Source organism: Vibrio genomosp. F10 str. ZF-129, from assembly GCF_000287055.2.
GTDB lineage: Bacteria > Pseudomonadota > Gammaproteobacteria > Enterobacterales > Vibrionaceae > Vibrio.
The window spans coordinates 1-19,508 of record NZ_AJYQ02000068.1 but is presented as its reverse complement, the minus strand read 5'-3'; the positions used below and the strand labels follow the sequence as shown (position 1 = coordinate 19,508).

At 44.1% G+C, this 19,508-nt stretch carries 8 protein-coding genes; 2 read left to right on the top strand and 6 right to left on the bottom strand.

Annotation, left to right across the window (positions count from 1 at the left end; translation table 11 throughout):
• The first annotated feature begins 119 nt into the window (after nucleotides 1–119).
• The gene (locus A1QO_RS06985; RefSeq protein ID WP_017040964.1) at nucleotides 120–10,514 is read left to right on the top strand and encodes a retention module-containing protein; all 10,395 of its coding nucleotides are present in this window, start codon (nucleotides 120–122) and stop codon (nucleotides 10,512–10,514) included.
• Nucleotides 10,515–10,756: 242 nt separating this feature from the next.
• Here A1QO_RS06985 and A1QO_RS06980 read toward each other — a convergent pair whose 3' ends face one another.
• The 4 genes from A1QO_RS06980 to A1QO_RS06965 all read right to left on the bottom strand — a co-directional run bounded on the left by A1QO_RS06980 (nucleotide 10,757) and on the right by A1QO_RS06965 (nucleotide 15,704).
• Nucleotides 10,757–11,050: an isoamylase early set domain-containing protein gene (locus A1QO_RS06980; protein ID WP_017037685.1), complete on the bottom strand. Its 294-nt coding sequence runs from the start codon at nucleotides 11,048–11,050 to the stop codon at nucleotides 10,757–10,759.
• A gap of 335 nt (nucleotides 11,051–11,385) precedes the next feature.
• A complete protein-coding gene (gene speB, locus A1QO_RS06975; protein WP_017039712.1) occupies nucleotides 11,386–12,315 on the bottom strand; it encodes an agmatinase in 930 nt (309 codons plus the stop codon).
• Entirely contained in the window at nucleotides 12,316–14,226 is a 1,911-nt protein-coding gene (speA, locus tag A1QO_RS06970; RefSeq protein ID WP_038131378.1) for an arginine decarboxylase, read from the bottom strand.
• Between the two features lie 266 nt (nucleotides 14,227–14,492).
• On the bottom strand, nucleotides 14,493–15,704 hold the full coding sequence (locus A1QO_RS06965) for a glycosyltransferase family 4 protein (protein ID WP_017039714.1): 1,212 nt from the start codon (nucleotides 15,702–15,704) through the stop codon (nucleotides 14,493–14,495).
• 364 nt (nucleotides 15,705–16,068) lie between these two features.
• Here A1QO_RS06965 and A1QO_RS06960 point away from each other — a divergent pair, with 364 nt between their 5' ends.
• Nucleotides 16,069–16,992 (top strand): glycosyltransferase family 2 protein, encoded by a 924-nt coding sequence (locus A1QO_RS06960; RefSeq protein ID WP_017039715.1) that lies wholly within the window; start codon nucleotides 16,069–16,071, stop codon nucleotides 16,990–16,992.
• A gap of 173 nt (nucleotides 16,993–17,165) precedes the next feature.
• Here A1QO_RS06960 and A1QO_RS06955 read toward each other — a convergent pair whose 3' ends face one another.
• Entirely contained in the window at nucleotides 17,166–18,773 is a 1,608-nt protein-coding gene (locus A1QO_RS06955) for an ABC-F family ATPase (RefSeq protein ID WP_083249880.1), read from the bottom strand.
• Between the two features lie 352 nt (nucleotides 18,774–19,125).
• Complete coding sequence (locus tag A1QO_RS06950; RefSeq protein WP_017040199.1) at nucleotides 19,126–19,347, bottom strand: hypothetical protein; 222 nt, start codon at nucleotides 19,345–19,347, stop codon at nucleotides 19,126–19,128.
• Between the last annotated feature and the right edge of the window lie 161 nt (nucleotides 19,348–19,508).

Sequence of the window (19,508 nt, the reverse complement as noted above, 5' to 3'; positions counted from 1 at the left end):
TTTGCGGTGTAAAAACATGACGTCACACGAATTATTTGCTACTTTGACGTTATAACAATGAAATTGTAACGATTAATTTATTTGCTGTTGATTTTTTAAAAATGGCGCTTGAGGTTTTTATGGATGTAAACGTTTTACGACACAGTCAATTAGTTAAAGAAGTCTCTGGGGATGTTATCGCCGTTTCACCAGGTGGAAGTGCTCGTAAAGTGTTAGCCGGGGAGACCATTGATAGCGACAACATTGTTATTACGATAAATGGCGCGAGCGTTATTATGAATAACGCAGAGTCTCAACTTAGCGTCATTGATGAGAATTGTGTTGCCTGTGTCGATGAAACTTCAACTTGGAATGTCGCGCCTATTGCCGGTGATGTGAGTGTCGATCTGGATAAACTGAGCGGTGCTGAGTTTGGTGAAGATGATCTGGCTGCCATTCAAGACGCTATTTTGGCTGGCGAGGATCCAACAGAACTGTTAGAAGCCACGGCCGCTGGTGGGGCAGCAGGTTCTGCCAATGCAGGCTTTGTAACCATCGATTATACGGGAGCCGAAGTCTTAGCCAGCACGTTCTTTGAAACGTCAGCGTTGGCTACTGAAGAACAAGACGATGATGACGATGAACTAGACACAACAGCCCTAGCCGTTGGAGGAGAAGCTTTCTCGGAATCGTTGCAAGAAGGATCTCTTTCATTAGGGAATTACCCGCAAACTATTACCTCTAGTATCACCATCTTTTCAGGAGACTTACCTCTAGACCCTGAATCGTTTGTTCCTGAGTCATCATCACTTGCCGCGCTGCTTTCCGAGTTGAATACCGACATTACTTCAAGTGGTCAAGCCGTCACTTTCAGTTATGATTCAACTGAAAACGCCATTGTTGGAATCCGAAATGCTGATGCGGCAGAAGTACTAAGCATTGACTTAAATGCATCGCAAAGTGGGAATGACGTCTCATTGACAATGGTCACCACAATCAGCCAGCCTATTGACCATATTGTATCGATTGGTGGTGGACTTGTATCTCTGGCCGATGATCAGATTACGATTACCTTTGATATTGAAGGTGCTGATTCTGGCGGCAATTCGATGTTGGCACCAATTGAAGCACAAGTAGCCGTCATTGATGGCGCTGATCCGGCACCGACAACCGTTAATATTGAAAATACGGAAACGGATACTCAGGTACTCGCAGGTGAGTTTGTTCAAATTGGCAGTGATTCACTGTCCACCGTTGCTTTTCAACCGAGTGCTTTAGCTCAATTCGACGGCTTATTCAGTGATAACCAAGCTACGCAGGCGACGCTTTCAAATGATGCGAAGACCATTACGCTTTCGTTAGTGGAAAGTGATGATCCAGTACTTGTTATTACTATTGATACTGACGGCCGTTACCAATTCCAACAATTTAAATCATTAGAACATAACGAGTCTGATGAGCTGATCCTGTCACTGCCCACTACCGTGACTGACTTTGATTTAGATACGGCCACCAACGCGATTACTATCACCATTATTGATGGCCAAAACCCGGTTATTAACAATGTAACGGCCATCGAAGTGGATGAATCCGGTATTTCGGGTGGTTCCAATGAAGGTATCTCAGCGGTCAGTGGAACGGGTGACATTACGGCTAATGCAGGCAGCGACGCGATTGATCATTTTGAGCTGGAACCGAGCGAGTTCAATACCGATGGATCGCTGACATCGCAAGGGCAAGCGATACAGCTGGAATTAGCCAGCAGTGACAATGGTGTTCGCAGTTACCAAGGTTATATTGTTCTTGATGGCACTCGGGTCACCGTTTTTGAAGCTCAAATTGATACCCCTGAATTAGGTAAATATCAATTTACCTTGTTTGAGCAACTTGATCATTTAGGAAACCAAGATTCTTCTCTAACGATTAATTTACCGATTTATGCGGTGGATACCGATGGCGATCGTTCGAGTGTCACGGAAGGTTCTTTAACTAACGAAGCGGCCTGGATTCAAATCAATGTGGCGGATGATGCTCTGGAATTGGTGGACAACACTTTTTCTGTCACTGAACCAACAGAAGACGGTGACACCACTTTCTCACACAGTTTGTTTACTGATACACCTAGCTCGGAAGGGGCAGACACTGCGACCATTCAATCATTTACCTACTCGGGAAACACATACAATTTAGCCCAAAGCGCTGAAGATAACGCATCTCAAACGTTCACTCTGACTGAAGGGACGTTAACCATTTCACTCAATGGTGACTTCTCTTTTGACGTCGCTCGCGATATTGATCATTCAACCAATGAGACGATCAATAAACAATTTGTGTTTACTGCGAGAGATGGAGACGGTGATATCGATACCGCGACTGTCGATCTTGCTATTACAGACGGGCAAATCCCTGACATAAAAGTGGTCCCAAAAGTCGACCTTTCTGAAGCTTCATTGTTGGATGGAACATCGCCAAACAGCGCTTTAGTCAGCAGTTCCGCATCGATTGTCTATGCGCAAGGAAGTGATGATGTTAGCCACTTCAGAATCGACACCGTTCAATTTAATTCGGATACTTCACTCTCATCAAATGGTCTGAAAGTCGAGCTTCGAGAAGTCGGGGATTCAGGTCAGTACATTGGTTTTACGACCAGTCTATCAGGGGTTGAAACGCAGGTATTTACGTTAACGTTTAATAATTACGGTGATGTAAACAGTACGGATAAGGGCCAGTATACCTTTACTTTGCTTGAGGCCGTTGATCACATCGAAGCCATCGACAATGATTCACTCAGTTTTAATCTACCGGTTTACGCGGTCGATAGTGATGGTGACGATTCCGTCATGAAGCCGCTTTCGGTGACCATTGAAGATGATATTGCAACGATTGACGACACCACTAACGCCAGTCAATTTAGCCTTGATGAAAACAGTATCAGCGATAACAGTGCTCAAGTCAGTGGTGATTTTGTCACGACACAGGGCGCTGATGGGGTTGAATCTTACCAATTGGATAATTTAGTTATCGCGGCAGAAAACCTGTATTCCTCTGGTCATAAAGTGACGATTGAAGAAGTCACCGGGACAGCGAACACAACCCATTATCAAGGGGTGGCTAACGGTAAAACCATCTTTACATTAGCACTTGGCGATGATGGCGCTTATACCTTTACCTTGTTGGAGCCTCTCGATCATTTAAACGATGCCACGAGCCTAACGATTCCATTTGATGTCGTGGCGGTTGACCGAGATGGTGATGCATCAGAGGCATTCGATTTACCGATTGAAATCGTTGACGACACGCCAAATCTATCAGGGTTTACGGGTGAGCAGCTGGTGGATGAAGATGATTTAAGTGGCATTGGATCCGATCAGCGTACCGATCCACTTAACGATACAGCCATTTCTGGCCAGTTTAACATCAATGAAGGCGCCGATGGAGTGGTCGAATATCGACTCGTCGATGCTTCAGCGACCATAAAAGATCTTACCAGCGGACAAGAGCCTCTAGAATGGGGCACTTCGTCTCAAAGTGGAACCACGTTTACCTATACCGCGCAAACAACGAGTGGCACGCCCATTTTTAACATTGTGTTTGACGCTGCAGACAACCGTTATCAGTTTGAATTGCTCGGTCCTCTTGACCACCCGATTGCGAACAGCGAAGACAGTATTCAACTGGATTTTTCAGTTGTTGCCATTGATTTTGATGGGGATGTTTCCAATTCAATCACATTGCCGATTACGATCACAGATGATGTGCCGACCATAGCCGTGGTCGAAATTGTGCGCGTTGAAGGAGCGGGCTTCGATGACATTACAGTAAATATGTTTGAAGCGAGTAATGACGCGGGTGCTGACGGCGCGAAGCTTACTCAAATTGAAGGCACCACCTCTAACGGCGCCACAATAGTTTTTGGTAACTCTTATCAGAGCTCCATTAATCTGCGAGATGGCGAACAAAATGTTCGTGTTTATGAGCAAATAAATGATGCCTCAGGGGACACAGAGACACGCCAATTAGGTGTGTTAAGAATCAATTCTAATGGCGAGATAGATTTTCGCGCAAGTAACTACCTCGAGCATGACGGTAACGACATCAACTTTTCCATCAACGTCACCGCAACGGATGGGGATCTTGATTCCTCGATAGCCCCAGTGAATATCACCATAACGGATAGAGAAGCCAGTCCTGTTCGACTCAAAGTAACGACGTTTGAAGATGCAGGCCGAGATCCGGATATTAAGTACGCTTCAGGTGATGCGCCAGAAACAGAAAATGATCTAGATAACCAGCAGGGCTTGGCTGATACGCCAGCTCAGATTTCACTGAAAGTAAACCTGCATGATGATGATAATGATGAATCAATCGGCTCCTTGACGATCAAAGAAGGCGATCATCACGGGACTTTTTACTATTTGAAGGATGGTGAATTCCATAAGTTGGAAGCGGATCCAGCGACCAATAATATTGTGTTTGACGGTTCTGTATTGCAGCAAAGTCATTCACTTGAAGGCAACAATACTATAGCCACGATCAATAATTTGTATTTCGTTCCAGATAACGATTATTCAACAAATAACGATGGCGTCAATATTCATTATCAGCTTGAGATAAATAATGGTGGAGTTGCCGATCACACGATAGATTCAACATTTAATATAGAAATTGAAAGTGTTGCTGACATAGCGACATGGAATGACGATCGAAGTACTTACTACTATAAAGCCGATGAGGATGATAACAACATTAGTTTGCAGCTTAATGCCGAGTCTCAAGATACGAGCAGACCTGAAACCATCACTTATCAGCTAAGAGTGACACAAGGCGAGGGCAATTTTGAGCTGTTAGATCGAAATGGCAGTGTCATTACGCCTGAAAATGGTGTGTACATCATAGCTTCAAATCAGATAGACCGAATTAGTGTGAACCCAAACGATGATTTTTCAGGTCAAATTCGATTCGAAGCCACCGCAGTGACGAAAGAACGTTCAAACTCCCACAGTGTTGATAAATCGACAGCAGTATCAGAACCGCAAGAACTCATTATCGATGTGACGTCAAGTGCGGATAGTGGAAATTTTGGCGTTAAACGAATCCAAATTAATGAAGACAATATTGCTGACCCTAACGACTACGAAAGTGATGACAATTACAAGCCGTTTACGTTAGATCAAGTGATTACAATGGCACCTTCTGTTGATGCCGATGGGTCAGAAACCCTGTATGTGCGTATTTCCGAGGTGACTCAAAACGCAGAATTGGTATGGAAAGGTAACGGTGATAGCCAAATTGAAAACATAGAGATTGATGGCGTTGTCTATGCCGAAATCCCGTTTGATCAGCTCTCTAATGTGCATGTCGTGCCTGAAAAACACAGTAACGAGGACTTTACGTTTAAAGTCACCGGTGTCATTAAAGACAGTGCGACTTTGTCGGATGGGAATGTTCATACTGACGAAGAAGTCATTGGTTCAAAAGTTGTCAATGTTGAAGTGAAAGGTGTGGCTGATACCCCAGGTGGAGCAACACTAGGATCCCATTGGAAAAATTTTGATGATGGTGATGTCCAAGGGGTGCAAACCACGATTAATGAAAGCCAAGGTGGTGATAATTTTGCCGTATTAGATTTTACTATCATCTCAGGGGAAAGAGCCGATAAGCTGCTTGATGATTCGGAATCGGTGACCGTACTTTTATCTAATATCCCAGAAGGGGTGGTTATTGAAGACAGCGATGGTACCGAGATCGACCTGAACTTTGTTGGCTATGACAGTCTGGGGCAACCGATTTACGAAGCCAATATTACTGGGGTTCATAACACCTCTGGCATCATCATCCGACCGGTGGATTCTTCCACTGAGAATATTCATGTGACTGCCAATATTATTGTGACTGAAAACGATGGACACACTCATATATTCAGCCAAGAAGTGCGAATCAAAGTTGTACCAGTGATTGATACGACGAATGAGTATAAGACAACCTCACTAGGCAACGAAGATAGCCCGATTAATATTCACTGGCATCCAGAAGGGGTTGATTACATCGACAGTGATGAGCACTTTACTGCCATCATGATCGAAAACATTCCTGTCGGCGCCCAGGTCATCGTTAACAATGCGTCCGTTAATATGAATGTCATTGATGTCATGGATTCAAATGGCATGGTGGTGTCTCAGACATTGACGATAGACCCTAATGGCTTATCTCCATCAGAGTTCACCGACATAGCAATGAATTCGGGCTTCATTCAAATCGTGCCACCGAAAGATTCCAGTTCAGATTTCGAGCTCAGTACTACGGTTGAAATCGAAGAGCGCGATCATGAATACACCAGTGATGGCATCATTGGCGAAGGTGGTCGAGTCACAGCAACGTTAACAGGGACAGTGAATGTCGTCGTTCGTGCAATCGTAGAGCCAGAAGATGACGACAATAAACTCACCGTGACCAATGAAAATGGTGATATTGACTATTCTCCTGTTACGAATGGAGATGGTGAACTTGAATACCCTCCAATCTCTGCAGACGATAAGGGAGTGATTCGTTTTACCACCAACTCAGAGAATTCGAGTCTCAGCGGTGAATACGTTGTTAAATACAATGAAACCGATCAGTTTTCTGAAGAAGTTGTTGGTGATGTCATCATCCAGCTTACTCATACAAATGGAACCGCATTGGAAGACAGCGTTATCGACCAACTACTGGTAACGGGTGCTGCGTATGAAGGAAATGGACGCTGGATCATCACCAATGAAGCTGCGTTTAGCATTAGTGCACCGCGTGGTTTGGATTTAACGCCTAATGATGAAACGGATGCAAATACAGTCAACCAACTTCAGTTGAAAATAGAAACGTTGGTGAGTGATAAAGGTGAGGACGCCAACGAACGTTCCCCTAATGAATTCAGATCAACATCGGTTAACCTTGAATTCCCTGAAACGGTTGCTCCTGGTGCGGAAGTTGCGGCCAAGACGACCATTGCTCCAGACAGCGTCATTGATGCGACGGAAGATATTCAGGTCAATCTAGGTGAGCAGTTAGATAGCATCATCACTTTCAGTAACAAAGACGGCTCACAAGATGAAGTAACCATTATTATTGACGATTCCGTCACGATCGATGGCGTGACTTACCCAATCTCAATTGGGGGTGCAGAGGAAGACTTTGTTAATGGGCAATATGTTTTCCAAACTCATATCTCCGAATCAGGCGATGTCGGCTCTTTGAACGGTTTAACGCTAACATTGCCCAAAGATTTTTCGGGTGACTTTAGGCTGCCTATTACGGTTATCACCAAAGATACGACATCAGGCGATACGAACGTTGAAAGTGGCAATGTGATTATCCATGTTGACCCGATTGCCGATGTTGTGGGTAATAATCCCAAAATAACACTAGAGGTGTTGGGATCGCTTGATGATGACATGAATGCCATTGATCAAGATGATAATGGACAGCCTGATAAGGTCGGTTATGAAGACAGCTATATACAGCTTGACTTAGGTTATCAGCTGGCGGATCAAGTGAGTGGCATAGAAGGTGGTCAAGAAGCACTGTCTACGGTCACTATTACGTTACCAGACAATCCTTCCGTCGGTGCATTTTATGCGCCAGATGGTAGCAAAATCGGTACGTCATTAACGTTTGACCCAACTCAAATAAGCAACGGTGCACTAAGTAATATATTGTTTAGAGCAAATCCAAATTACCCCGGGGATGATGACCAAAATGAAGTCACCCTGACTATCTCTGGAACCGTGACTGATACCGCTGTATTTGATGAACTTGAACCTACAACGTCATCCGAACACTCGGATACCTTCACAACCACAGCAAGCTTTAACGTTATTCCTGTGGTTGACGATATTGTTGTCACAGACACCGATGGCAACCCATTGGTAGATGAAAATGGTGAGCCAGTAAAAGAGATACAAATAACGACCAATGAAGATCAAGTGGTGTCACTGGGTTCGTTATTATCTCCGGTTGCCATTTCACTGATCGACCTCGACGGCTCAGAGCAATTTGTGTCACTCAAGTTAACGGGAGTGCCTGAAGGGTTTTTCTTATTGGCCGACTCAGGTTACACGGTTAAGAATAACGGCGATGGAGTGTGGAGCGTGAAAATTCCATCGGATGCTGGTGCGTCTGTTGACCTTGGCGCTATCTCTGTTCAACCGCCCAAAAACTTCAGCGGTACCGCAGAATTTGGTATTGCTGTCTTTACCCAAGAATCGTTGCTTGGTGTCCCAACGCTTGCAACCGATTTGCCTAAGTTCGTTTTGGATGTGATGCCAGTTGGTGATGATATTGATGTGGATGCTACAGATTCGGTAGCGGGTTCAGAAGGCATTAATATCGATATTGATATTAACGCGTCGGTGGTCGATAAAGTCGATTCTATCTCGGGAAGTGGAATCTATAGCGAAAACGGCCCAGAGGTCTTGCGCGTTGAGGTGACGGGAGTCCCTGATAACGCGTCTATTTATTATTCTGATGGTACAACACTGGCCACCTTTGATAGTGCAGCCAAAGTATGGACACTGGATATTCCAGCACAGCAACTGGATAAAATCGTCTTCAATTCTGGCGAGCACAATAGTGATGATGGCAGTGTTCTTGGTATTACAAACCCACTGACGATCACGATTCAATCTGTCGATAAAGATGCGGAGAATGGAGAGCATCTTGGTGACCCAGTAACGATTAACGTTGCGCTCGACATCGATCCTATCAATGACCAACCGACGTTTGTGGCTGTCAGTGATCTAGAAACTCAAGAAGATACCACTATCGCGATAAATCAATTTTCTATTGCCGATATTGATGCAATCTACGATGACCCTGATGCCAGCTACACCTTAACGTTAAGCTTCGATGCTGATGTCCACGATGGATTGCTGGAATATGTTTCGTACCCGGGTGTTGACGTGATATTGAATGATGGCAATCAGTTACAACTGAGCGGAAAAGTCGCTGATATAAATGCGGCTTTAGCGGCAGGGAATGTCACTTTCAAACCTGCCGACGACAGTAATGACATTAACTCGGGCAGCGCGATCACCATGACTGCGGTTGTCGCTGACAACGGAAACAACGGTAGTGTCGATTCAAGTGGTACGAGTGCTTCATTGAGCAATCAAACCTCATTTCAGATCAGTGTAACGGAGGTGAATGACCAACCGGTCGTGAATGGCGATACCGTGACTCATATTATCAACGAAGCGGAAGGACAACTCATCAGCGGGATCAGCATCAGTGATCCAGATTATGTTGGCGACTTTGCCGATGATTTGATGACGGTGACGCTAACTGTCAGCGATGGTGTGTTGTCGGTCAGCTTGCCTACTGGATCGACGCTATCGGTGTCTGGTGATAACAGCGATGCGCTGACGTTAACCGGAACCTTAACCGAACTTAATGCGTTACTGGATAACCCCGAAGACCCAAGCGGTGTCCACATCGATGCCAGCCTTGTCACGGGTAATGCGATTGATTTGCAAGTGGTCGCCAAAGACAGTGGGAATCCATCAGGAATTAGCATTGAAAGCGACCCTAAACAATACAGCATTGCAGTGACTCCGGTGGCAGATGCTCCCACCTTGAGCGTTGACCCCAACTTCAACTACATCAGAAACATAACTGCAAGTCAGACGGCAAGCTCCAATGGCATTGCGATAGTGGGCTTATTAGCCGCATTGACCGACTCTACCGAAGCGTTGACATTGCAGCTTTCTGGGTTACCAAATGGGGCTAAGTTAACCAGTGAGAACGGTGAAATAACCCCTAATGCAGGAGTTTGGACGGTAAACCCTGAGGACATAGAGTCGTTAAAAATCGATAGTGCTCCCGTTGGTGAGCATACTTTAAGCGTCATCGCGGTATCGGAAGAGTCAAATGGAGACACCGCATTCTCTGACCCTGTTAATTTACAGCTTAATGTTGTTCTAGATGCGGCGGTGATTGATACATCGAATAAAACAGACGCACAGCAACTGCTAGGAGAGGGAGATAACAGCGCTTTAACTTCTGGTAGCGGTGATGATCGTTTAGAAGGTGGCTCAGGTAATGACGTTCTAGTCGGCGGTGCAGGGAATGACATGCTCCTTGGTGGGCAGGGTGATGATACGTTAGAAGGTGGCGAGGGTAACGATACATTAGAAGGTGGCCTTGGTTTCGATGTGCTGACCGGGGGAACCGGAATGGATATCTTTGTTTGGCATGAAATCGATGATGGGGTAACGGATACGATCACCGACTTTCATATTGATGAGGGCGATAAAATTGATCTTCGAGATGTGTTACCCGAGTTAAACGCGGAAAATGTCAACATGGAGACGCTACTCGCGCATGTCGACGCTGCGGTTTCTGGTGATGACGTTACGTTGACCATCCACCCTGATGGGGTGGGTTCAGGAGAGCAATCAATATTGATTGAAGACCTTGCACCGCAACTCCAATTAGTGGGCAATGATTCAAGCGATATTCTGTCGGCCTTACTCGATCAACATGTGATTATTCATGAGCTTTGAGGCTAGCTTTGTAGACTGGTTTTTTAGGTTGATGACTCTGTTGACGAGGGTTTTTTGGTAAACAAAACTTAACCTTGTTTATTTCGGCAATAATGTTGTCTGTAATTAAAAAACTGTGAGTTTTGTCAGTAAAAGGCCATGAATTATCATGGCCTTTCTGTTTTATATCTATGGCGGAGAACGCTGCTCATCGTCATCAGAACTATCGTGATGAGTGCGATAGCCTGGGGGATTTAAAGGAATTATGTCGTTAACACACTGTTATCACTCCCGTAGGAGTTACCTACATATCCGTCCGCCGCGGGATCATTTTGCCATTCTTGGTCGTTGATGAGATAGCGAAACTCAAACTGTTTCTCTTTAGGTAGACGAATTTTAGTGGTGAATACTTTTTGGCGGTTGAGCTTCATCGGGGTTGATTGCCACTGGTTAAAATCGCCACACACGGCAATGCTGGTGACTGCTGGATCTTCCTTTGGCCATTGAAACGTCACTTCGACTTCATCTTTTGTTTTAAAATACCGTTTAATAAACATATCTATTCCTATTAGAAGTTAACTACCTAAAACAAAGCAAATTGAATGCCACCCCAAAAGTGCTGTATATCCTATGGGTGCTTTTATGCTGCCTCCAAATTTGCATTTATATGGTGCAAAATGGTGTAATTTGGTGCAACTGATTGAGTATCTCGCTTTGCATGATTTTACGTGACTAAACCGGTTCGTCAAGGTGTTCAAACATCGTTTTATTAAAAGAAATAGCAATAGAAATAGATAAAGACAGAGAAATGAGCAATGAGAAGTGAGAAGTGAGAAAGAGATAGCGGTACTTAAAAGACAACGTGCCCATATTTGGGCACGTTGTTGAGGGTCTAGTTAATGGCTTTAGGCCTAGAAGCCCATACATACAGCATCTCTAACGCAATAGTCGCGCCAGCCAGTGCGGTCAGGTCGCTTTGATCATAAGGCGGTGAAACTTCCACAACATCCATTCCAACGACATTAATTCCCGCAAGCGCACGTAATATCTTCAACGCTTTATCGGTATTAAGACCGCCGCAAACTGGGGTGCCGGTTCCAGGAGCAAACGCTGGATCAAGACAGTCAATATCGAAGGTGATGTAAACCGGCTTATCGCCAATGGTCGCCTTGATCTGCTCAACGATGGCATCCACACTCATGTCGTTGGCTTGCATAGCGTTAATGACATTAAAGCTGTGGTTGTCATAGCTATACTCAGTACGAATTCCGATCTGTACGGAATGTTTGGCCGAAATTAAACCCTCGTTCGGTGCGTGATAGAACATGGTTCCATGATCATAAGCACTACCGCTGGCATACGTGTCTGTGTGTGCGTCAAAGTGAATCAGCGCCATTTCCCCGTGATGTTTGGCATAGGCTCTGAGTATCGGCAATGTAATGAAATGGTCACCACCTAGTGCCAACATGGCTTTTCCACTTTTTAATATTTCACTTGTCGCCGCTTCCAAGCGATACGTAAAGTCTTCAGCATCGCCACAATCAAAAACAAGATCGCCACAATCGATGACTTTATTATTGTCAAATACGTTAAAGTCCCATGGGAATTTCTTACCTTCCCAAGCAAGATTGACCGATGCTCTGCGAATAGCATCTGGCCCCATGCGTGCACCAGGGCGCCCAGACGTAGCTATGTCTAAAGGAACGCCTAGAACCACCACGTCAGCATCACAACCAACCGGGTCTTTAACCAATGGACGACGAACAAAGGTCATCGCATTTGAATACAGTGAATAATCCGTTTTAGTAAACAAATCGTTCATTTAAAAATCCTCTAAGTAGGTGTAACCCGTTAAACCTTGCTCAAGTTCTTGCAGCACAAGGCTTTGTTCATCGATATCAACAAAGCGATCAACCAGTTGGCGGTAGTTGCTGCGAATGGTGTCGAGATCGATATGAACGTAGCGCATCATGTCTTCTACCGAGTCACCTTCATCAATTGACTCAAACACGGTGTTCCCCTGATCATCAATCGTCACCACTGCGCTATGCGTATCACCAAACAGGTTATGCATATCACCTAAGATCTCTTGGTAAGCACCGATTAAGAAAAAGCCCATAAGATACGGTTTATCTTTATTCCATTCCGGAACAGCAAGGGTCGATTCGATACCTTGACCTTCAACATAGTAATCAACAACACCGTCAGAATCGCAGGTGATGTCTAATATAACCGCACGTTTTCCGTCAACATTTTGTAAGCCAGAAAGCGGTAACACAGGGAATACTTGGTCAATGCCCCATGCATCAGGTAATGACTGAAACAGTGAGAAATTCACAAAGAACTTATCGGCCAAGCGGCTATTTAGTTCGTCTAAAATAGGTCGATGGAAGCGATTTTTGTTACTCATCAAATCGCGCAGTTCAGCGTAAATACGCAATGACAGTTGTTCAACCCAAGCGCGCTGTTCCAGATTGATTACCCCGGTTGAAAATGAAGTGTGTGCTTCACCTAAATCGCTTTGGGTATCGTTGTATATTTCTATTAACGCTCGCGCATCAGTGCGTTCGGTTAGGTTCTGCCAGTTGCGCCACATGTTTTGCAATAGAGCGGGAGCGTCATCATTCGGAGCATCAATGGCCTCAACCGCATAGCTCTCAGTACCAATCACATTGGTGACCAAAACCGCGTGATGCGCAGTCAAAGAGCGACCAGATTCTGAAATGATCACCGGTTTTGGCTGTTGGTAGTCTTGGCAAACATCGTTGATCGTGCTGACAACATTGCGAGCGTATTCTGCCAAGCTGTAGTTCATCGAATTAGAGGACTGACTGCGCGTGCCGTCATAATCCACCGCTAAACCACCGCCAATATCAAAATAATCCAGTGGCGTACCAAGCTCACGCAGTTCACAATAAAAACGTGCTGCTTCATTAACACCATTTCGGACGTCACGAATATTGGCCATTTGAGAACCTAAGTGGAAGTGCACCAATTGCATGGCTTCCAATTGTTGTCCTTGTTTTAAGCGCTCGATAACCGTCAGCACCTGCGATGCTGACAAACCAAATTTTGACTTCTCACCACCGCTAGATTGCCACTTTCCTGCGCCTTGAGATGCCAAGCGGATACGCAAACCGAGTCGTGGTTTCACGCCTAGATCTTTCGCTTCGCGAAGTACAATGTCTAACTCTGACAATTTCTCTAAGACAATGAACACCTTATGGCCCAGTTTCTCGCCAATAAGAGCCAGACGCACGTATTCACGATCTTTGTAGCCGTTGCAGACAATGACAGAGCTCGCTTGCTGTGCAAGCGCTAACACAGCGAGAAGTTCGGGTTTGCTGCCTGCTTCTAACCCCAATTGCTTTGTCTCTAATTGCGCTTGGCTTGAAAGTATTTGATCAACGACTTCTTTTTGTTGGTTCACTTTAATTGGGTAAACCAGTAAGTAGTTATTGTCGTATTGATACTCGTCAATCGCTTGATTAAACGCATCACAAATGTTGTGCACTCGCTGGTGAATAATTTGCGGAAAGCGAACTAGTGCAGGCAGGTTTAAGCCTTTTTTCTCAAGTTCATTAGCAATAGAAACCAACGGTACTGAGTGTTGCTTGTCACTTCTAGGCGAGACAAACACTTCACCACTGTCATTAATGCCAAAGAAATCTTGACTCCAATATTGGACATTGTAGTCAGCGCGAATGTTGTCTAGCTTAGAATAATTGGTCACAAAATCAGTCTCATGTTTTGATGCACTTACATTAATTATCTGCATCCTTTGATGTGTATTAGTGACGTTCTTCCGTGATCATCACACTTAATATTTCGCATTTTTTTGAGTGCGATTATGAGGCGCATTAACTGATAAAAATGGGGGGCTGTCTAACAAAAGGATTTTGTCGTTAGGATAGAAAAACACAGATCTCTGAATGGGTGTATTGAGAAAGGATATTGATAGCCAATCTGGGGGCAAAGAGTGGGGTAACAATTGAAAAACTATGTTGTTGCTGGCGCTTCAATCCAACCAGACAATTGTTTTGCTTGTAAAAAGGCATCAAAATTCTGAGTAACATGTTTATGGGCTAGTTGCCCCATTTGGGTACGTTCTCGAATACTGAATTGAGAAAATTGCATGATACTCTGTTTCAGTTCAGCAACGCTTTTTTCGCTGACTAAGAACCCCGTTCCAGGGGCGACAATTTCTTTGCATCCCATAATGTTGGTCGTGATGACCGGGGTTCCAACCGCCATTGCTTCTTTTAATACTAATGGCCCCGTATCAACACAACCTGTCTGTGAGAAACAAAACGGAGCCACCAAACAATCGTACTTGGCCAAATTCTGTTTTACCCACTCGTGCGGTTTGGCCCCTAAAAAATGCACGTCTTCTAATAACCCTTGCTGTTTTACCTGTTTTTCTAACTCATGGAGCATTTCTCCAGTACCGACAATATCCAAGCGAATACTCAATGGTTTAGCGATAGGTGCCAGTGCCTCGATGAGGTGATGAATGCCTTTTTGTTCAACTAACCGACCTAGAAAAACTAGCCTCAGTTGTCTGGTTCTTGTCTTTGTTTCCAGAACGAACTGATCGGTTTTTACCCCACAGTGTAAGAGCTTAATCTTAGCGCTTGCTGTTTTATTTTCTGGTGATTGGTTCTCGGATGATTTGTTGTGTGCGATTTTGTCACTCATCATACTAACAAAGTCATCGTGCATGCTTTTACAGACAGCGACAACGAAGTCACTGGCCTGTATTTTTTGCTCAATGTCGTAAGCCGACTCATAAACATCGTGTCCATGAGCAACAAAAGAACAGGTGATATTGAGTAATTTAGCTGCCACGATGGCATGAGCTGCAGTATGTTGACAAAAGTGAGCATGAACGTGCTCAACGTTCAGATCGGCAAGTTGAAGAGCGAGCTTGACGCCGTAATTGAAAAGCGACCGTCTCGGCATGCTCTTTTGCTGCTGAACAAATTTGATGGCGTCTAATAGACCAGGAAAATAAAACTTTTTGCATAGGCCTGCTTTGACTTTTGAGCCGATCTTTATGACGCTGTAGTCAAACGTTTGTTGGCTTTGTTCTATTTCAAAGGTTAAAACGCAAACGTGATGCCCACATTGTTTGATGGCGTCTATTTCAGTTTGAATAAAGGTTTCACTGAGTACGGGATACGTCGGAGTAACGAACGCCACTTTTTTCATAATTAAGCCCTATAAACATTTCAACACGTTAAACGGTGCATAAATAAGATAGCAAATGACGCGCCAACTAATTTAACTCATATAATCATATGGTTAAATTGGAAAAAATCAGAAAGGCGTCAATATGGCGAGATCATTCTCAAAATGAAAATCAATATGAAGTTACAGAGGCTATATTGCTGTTTTCAATTTTCCATTTAGATAAAAGATTGATAATTCCCCATAATTCAATCGTTTAGGTTTTGGCTTGAACTATGCATCAGAAGCTGTACTGCAAGAACGGTGCATTTTTAACGACTGATCTAGAGTCATGCATTGTGATTGTCATACTCGTACAGAGTTAACTTCATGAAGAGAATGGGTTATGGCTAAAGTATCAGTGATTATTCCAACTTATAACTGCCGGGATTATTTGCCAAAAGCGATTAGCAGCGTGCTTGATCAGACTCATCGAGATATTGAATTATTGATCATCAACGATAACAGCAGTGACGACACCGCACACTATTTAACGACATTGACTGATCCGCGGATAATAATTATGACCGCACATGGGGTAGGAGCCTCTAAAGCACGTAATCTAGGAATACAAAGATCGAGTGGTGAATTCATCGCGTTTTTGGATGCCGATGATTTTTGGTATCCAGATAAATTGTCGTTGCAGCTGAAACTCCATAAGAACAAGCCCGACTTGGCATTGAGCTTTACCAACTACGATCACTTCACCGAGCGCTATCAGGTGATCATCGACAGTTTTACTTATTGGGAGCAGTTCCAAAACTGTACTCAAGAGTCTTTTACAGTAGAAAACCCCTTGGCTCTGGTCATTAAAAACAACGTTATTGGTACTTCAACGGTCATGCTCAGAGCCAATGTGTTGTCGAAGGTAGACCTGTTTGATACCAATATTCGGTATGGGGAAGACTGGGAGTTGTGGCTGAGGATATGCGAAAGTCATGGTGTTGGGGTACTCAATTCAGTTCAATCAGGCTATTTAATGCGCCAGAGTTCGGCGACTCAATCTTATCGCTTTCGGTTAAAGAACTTACAGTCGATAGAGTCGATTTTGCAACGATATGAGAAGGAGAGTGATCGATGGAATTTGTCACCCTCTACATTAAAAAGTGCCAGAGCGCGATTAATGGAAGGGTATGCAGATTACCATAGAGGCTTACATCAGAATACGACGGCAATTTCGTTTGGTATCGCTGCACTGATTCTTGCCCCAAAAGTCCGAAGAATAAGAAGCTTGCTTGGAGATTGCAAAAGTATGTTTCGGTTTGCTTAAGAAAAACGATTCGCAATTAAGCGCGACAGGAGGGTATAGAATGATTGGCAGAAGGCAGAAGGCAGAAGGCAGAAGGCAGAAGACAGAAGGCAGAAGACCGATATTGAGAAGTTAGACTCATCGACAGTAAGATCGAATTGCGCTCCAGTACAAGGCTGGAGCGCAATGATTTTTTATACCGCAGCCGCCAATTCTTTTTTCTGATGCGCTAGGTATTCGTTATAGGTGCCTTGGAAGTTCACCAGTTTTTTATCTTTCACATCGATAATTGATGTAGCCAAAGAAGAGACGAATTCACGGTCGTGGCTAACGAAAATTAGCGTTCCTTGATAGCCTTTAAGGGCATTGTTCAATGCTTCAATAGCTTCCATATCCATGTGGTTGGTTGGCTCATCCATAACGAGAACGTTGATGTCTTGCATCATTAGCTTACCAAACAACAAACGGTTCTTTTCACCACCAGAGCAGTTTTTCGCTTTTTTATTCGCATCGTCAGCGGTGAACAGTAAACGGCCTAAGATTCCACGTACCATTAAGTCATCATGTTTTGTTGTACGCCACTGTGAGATCCAATCAAAAATAGAGAGATCATTATCAAAGTCTGCGGTGCTGTCTTGCGGGCAGTAGCCAATAGATGCATTTTCTGACCATTTAACAACGCCTTGAGTTTGTTCTAACTCATTAACTAGGCAACGCAGTAAGGTCGTTTTACCAACGCCATTTTCACCAATGACCGCTAAGCGAGTTCCTGCCTCTAACAGCAGGTTGCCTTTTTCAAACAACAACTCATCATCAAAGGCATGCCCCAAATCCTGCAGCTCAAGCGCAAGACGGTGCAGTTTTTTACCTTCACCAAAATCAATAGACGGGCTGATACGGCTTGATGATTTCACTTCATCAAGTTTGATCTTGTCCATCTTTTTAGCGCGAGAGCTGGCTTGTTTCGCTTTAGAAGCATTCGCGCCAAAACGGTTTACAAAATCTTGCAGTTCACTGATTTCCGCGGCTTTTTTAGCATTGCTTGAAAGCAACTGTTCGCGAATAAGCCCAGACGCTTCTAAGAAGTACTCGTAGTTACCTGGGTAGATACGAAGCTCACCGTAGTCGATATCGGCCATGTGAGTGCACACTGAATTTAAGAAGTGACGATCGTGCGAGATGATGATCATGGTACATTTACGCTGATTCAGTTCTTCTGCAAGCCAGTTAATGGTGTTGATGTCCAAGTTATTGGTCGGTTCATCGAGCAACAAGATATCTGGATTCGCGAACAGTGCTTGAGCCAATAACACACGAAGTTTCCAACCGGGAGCGACTTGCTGCATGAGGCCGAAATGGAACTCTTCTTCAATACCGGCTTGAATTAAAATATCACCAGCACGACTTTCAGCGGTGTAGCCGTCCATTTCAGCAAACTCACTTTCAAGTTCAGCGACTTTCATGCCATCTTCTTCGCTCATTTCTGGCAGCGAATAGATACGGTCACGTTCCTGTTTGATTTCCCACAACTTTCGGTCGCCCATGATAACAACATCAATCACGTTGTGTTCTTCAAAGGCAAATTGGTCTTGGCTAAGAACACCAAGTTTTAGCCCTGGTGTGATCGAAACGTTACCTGAACTAGGTGCTTGTGCGCCACTTAGGATTTTCATGAACGTTGATTTACCACATCCATTGGCTCCAATTAGGCCGTAACGGTTACCGTTACCAAATTTAGCCGAAATGTTTTCAAATAATGGCTCTGCGCCAAATTGCATAGTGATGTTAGCAGTAGATATCAAAGAAATATTCCTAGGTGTAGGGACTGGCTAATCACATGTAGTAGACGCCAATTCAGCTAAAACGAAAGTAAGAATGAATAGGCGGCGAATTATACAGAGTTATTAGGGAAAGAACAGTTCTGAGAGCTAAGTCACGATCAGTAAATAAGGGGGATTTTGTCAATAAAGTCCCGTTAGAATGATATTAAGGCATTAAGAGGCTTAAGATAGCCATTGGTATCGCGAATAAAAGTACTTTAACGGAATGCGTATTAGGACATTCATCATTCATCCATCGGACTCGATCTGGTGATGTAATGTGCGATGCATGTTGATGCATGTTGATGCATTGAATAAGTCGGATGTTACGGCGTCACTTCTTGTTGGTTTTTCTAGAGGAAGGCTTACGTCTTTTGCTCGCTTTTTCTGAAATGCTCAATATTGACATTTTTTGTTTGGGTGAAATTAACTGCCTGGTCATTGCTCTATGGTGCATATCTGAAATGAAGGTTTTCTCCCAAGAGTTCAAGCTTGTGAATGTCAGCAACATCATATCATTGAGTAAATTAAAGAACTCGTGCTCTTTAGCGTCCATCTGAGGTTCCTAATATTGATTATGGCTTTAAGTAAATAGCCGGTGGTAACTTCGATTTTATTACAGTACTTGTGACTAGTTGAAGCTGAACGCTGTGAAAAATGGGGTGGAGAAAACGCACAATACCATACTTACTAGGGCGTGTTGATCTTTCGCGGTTA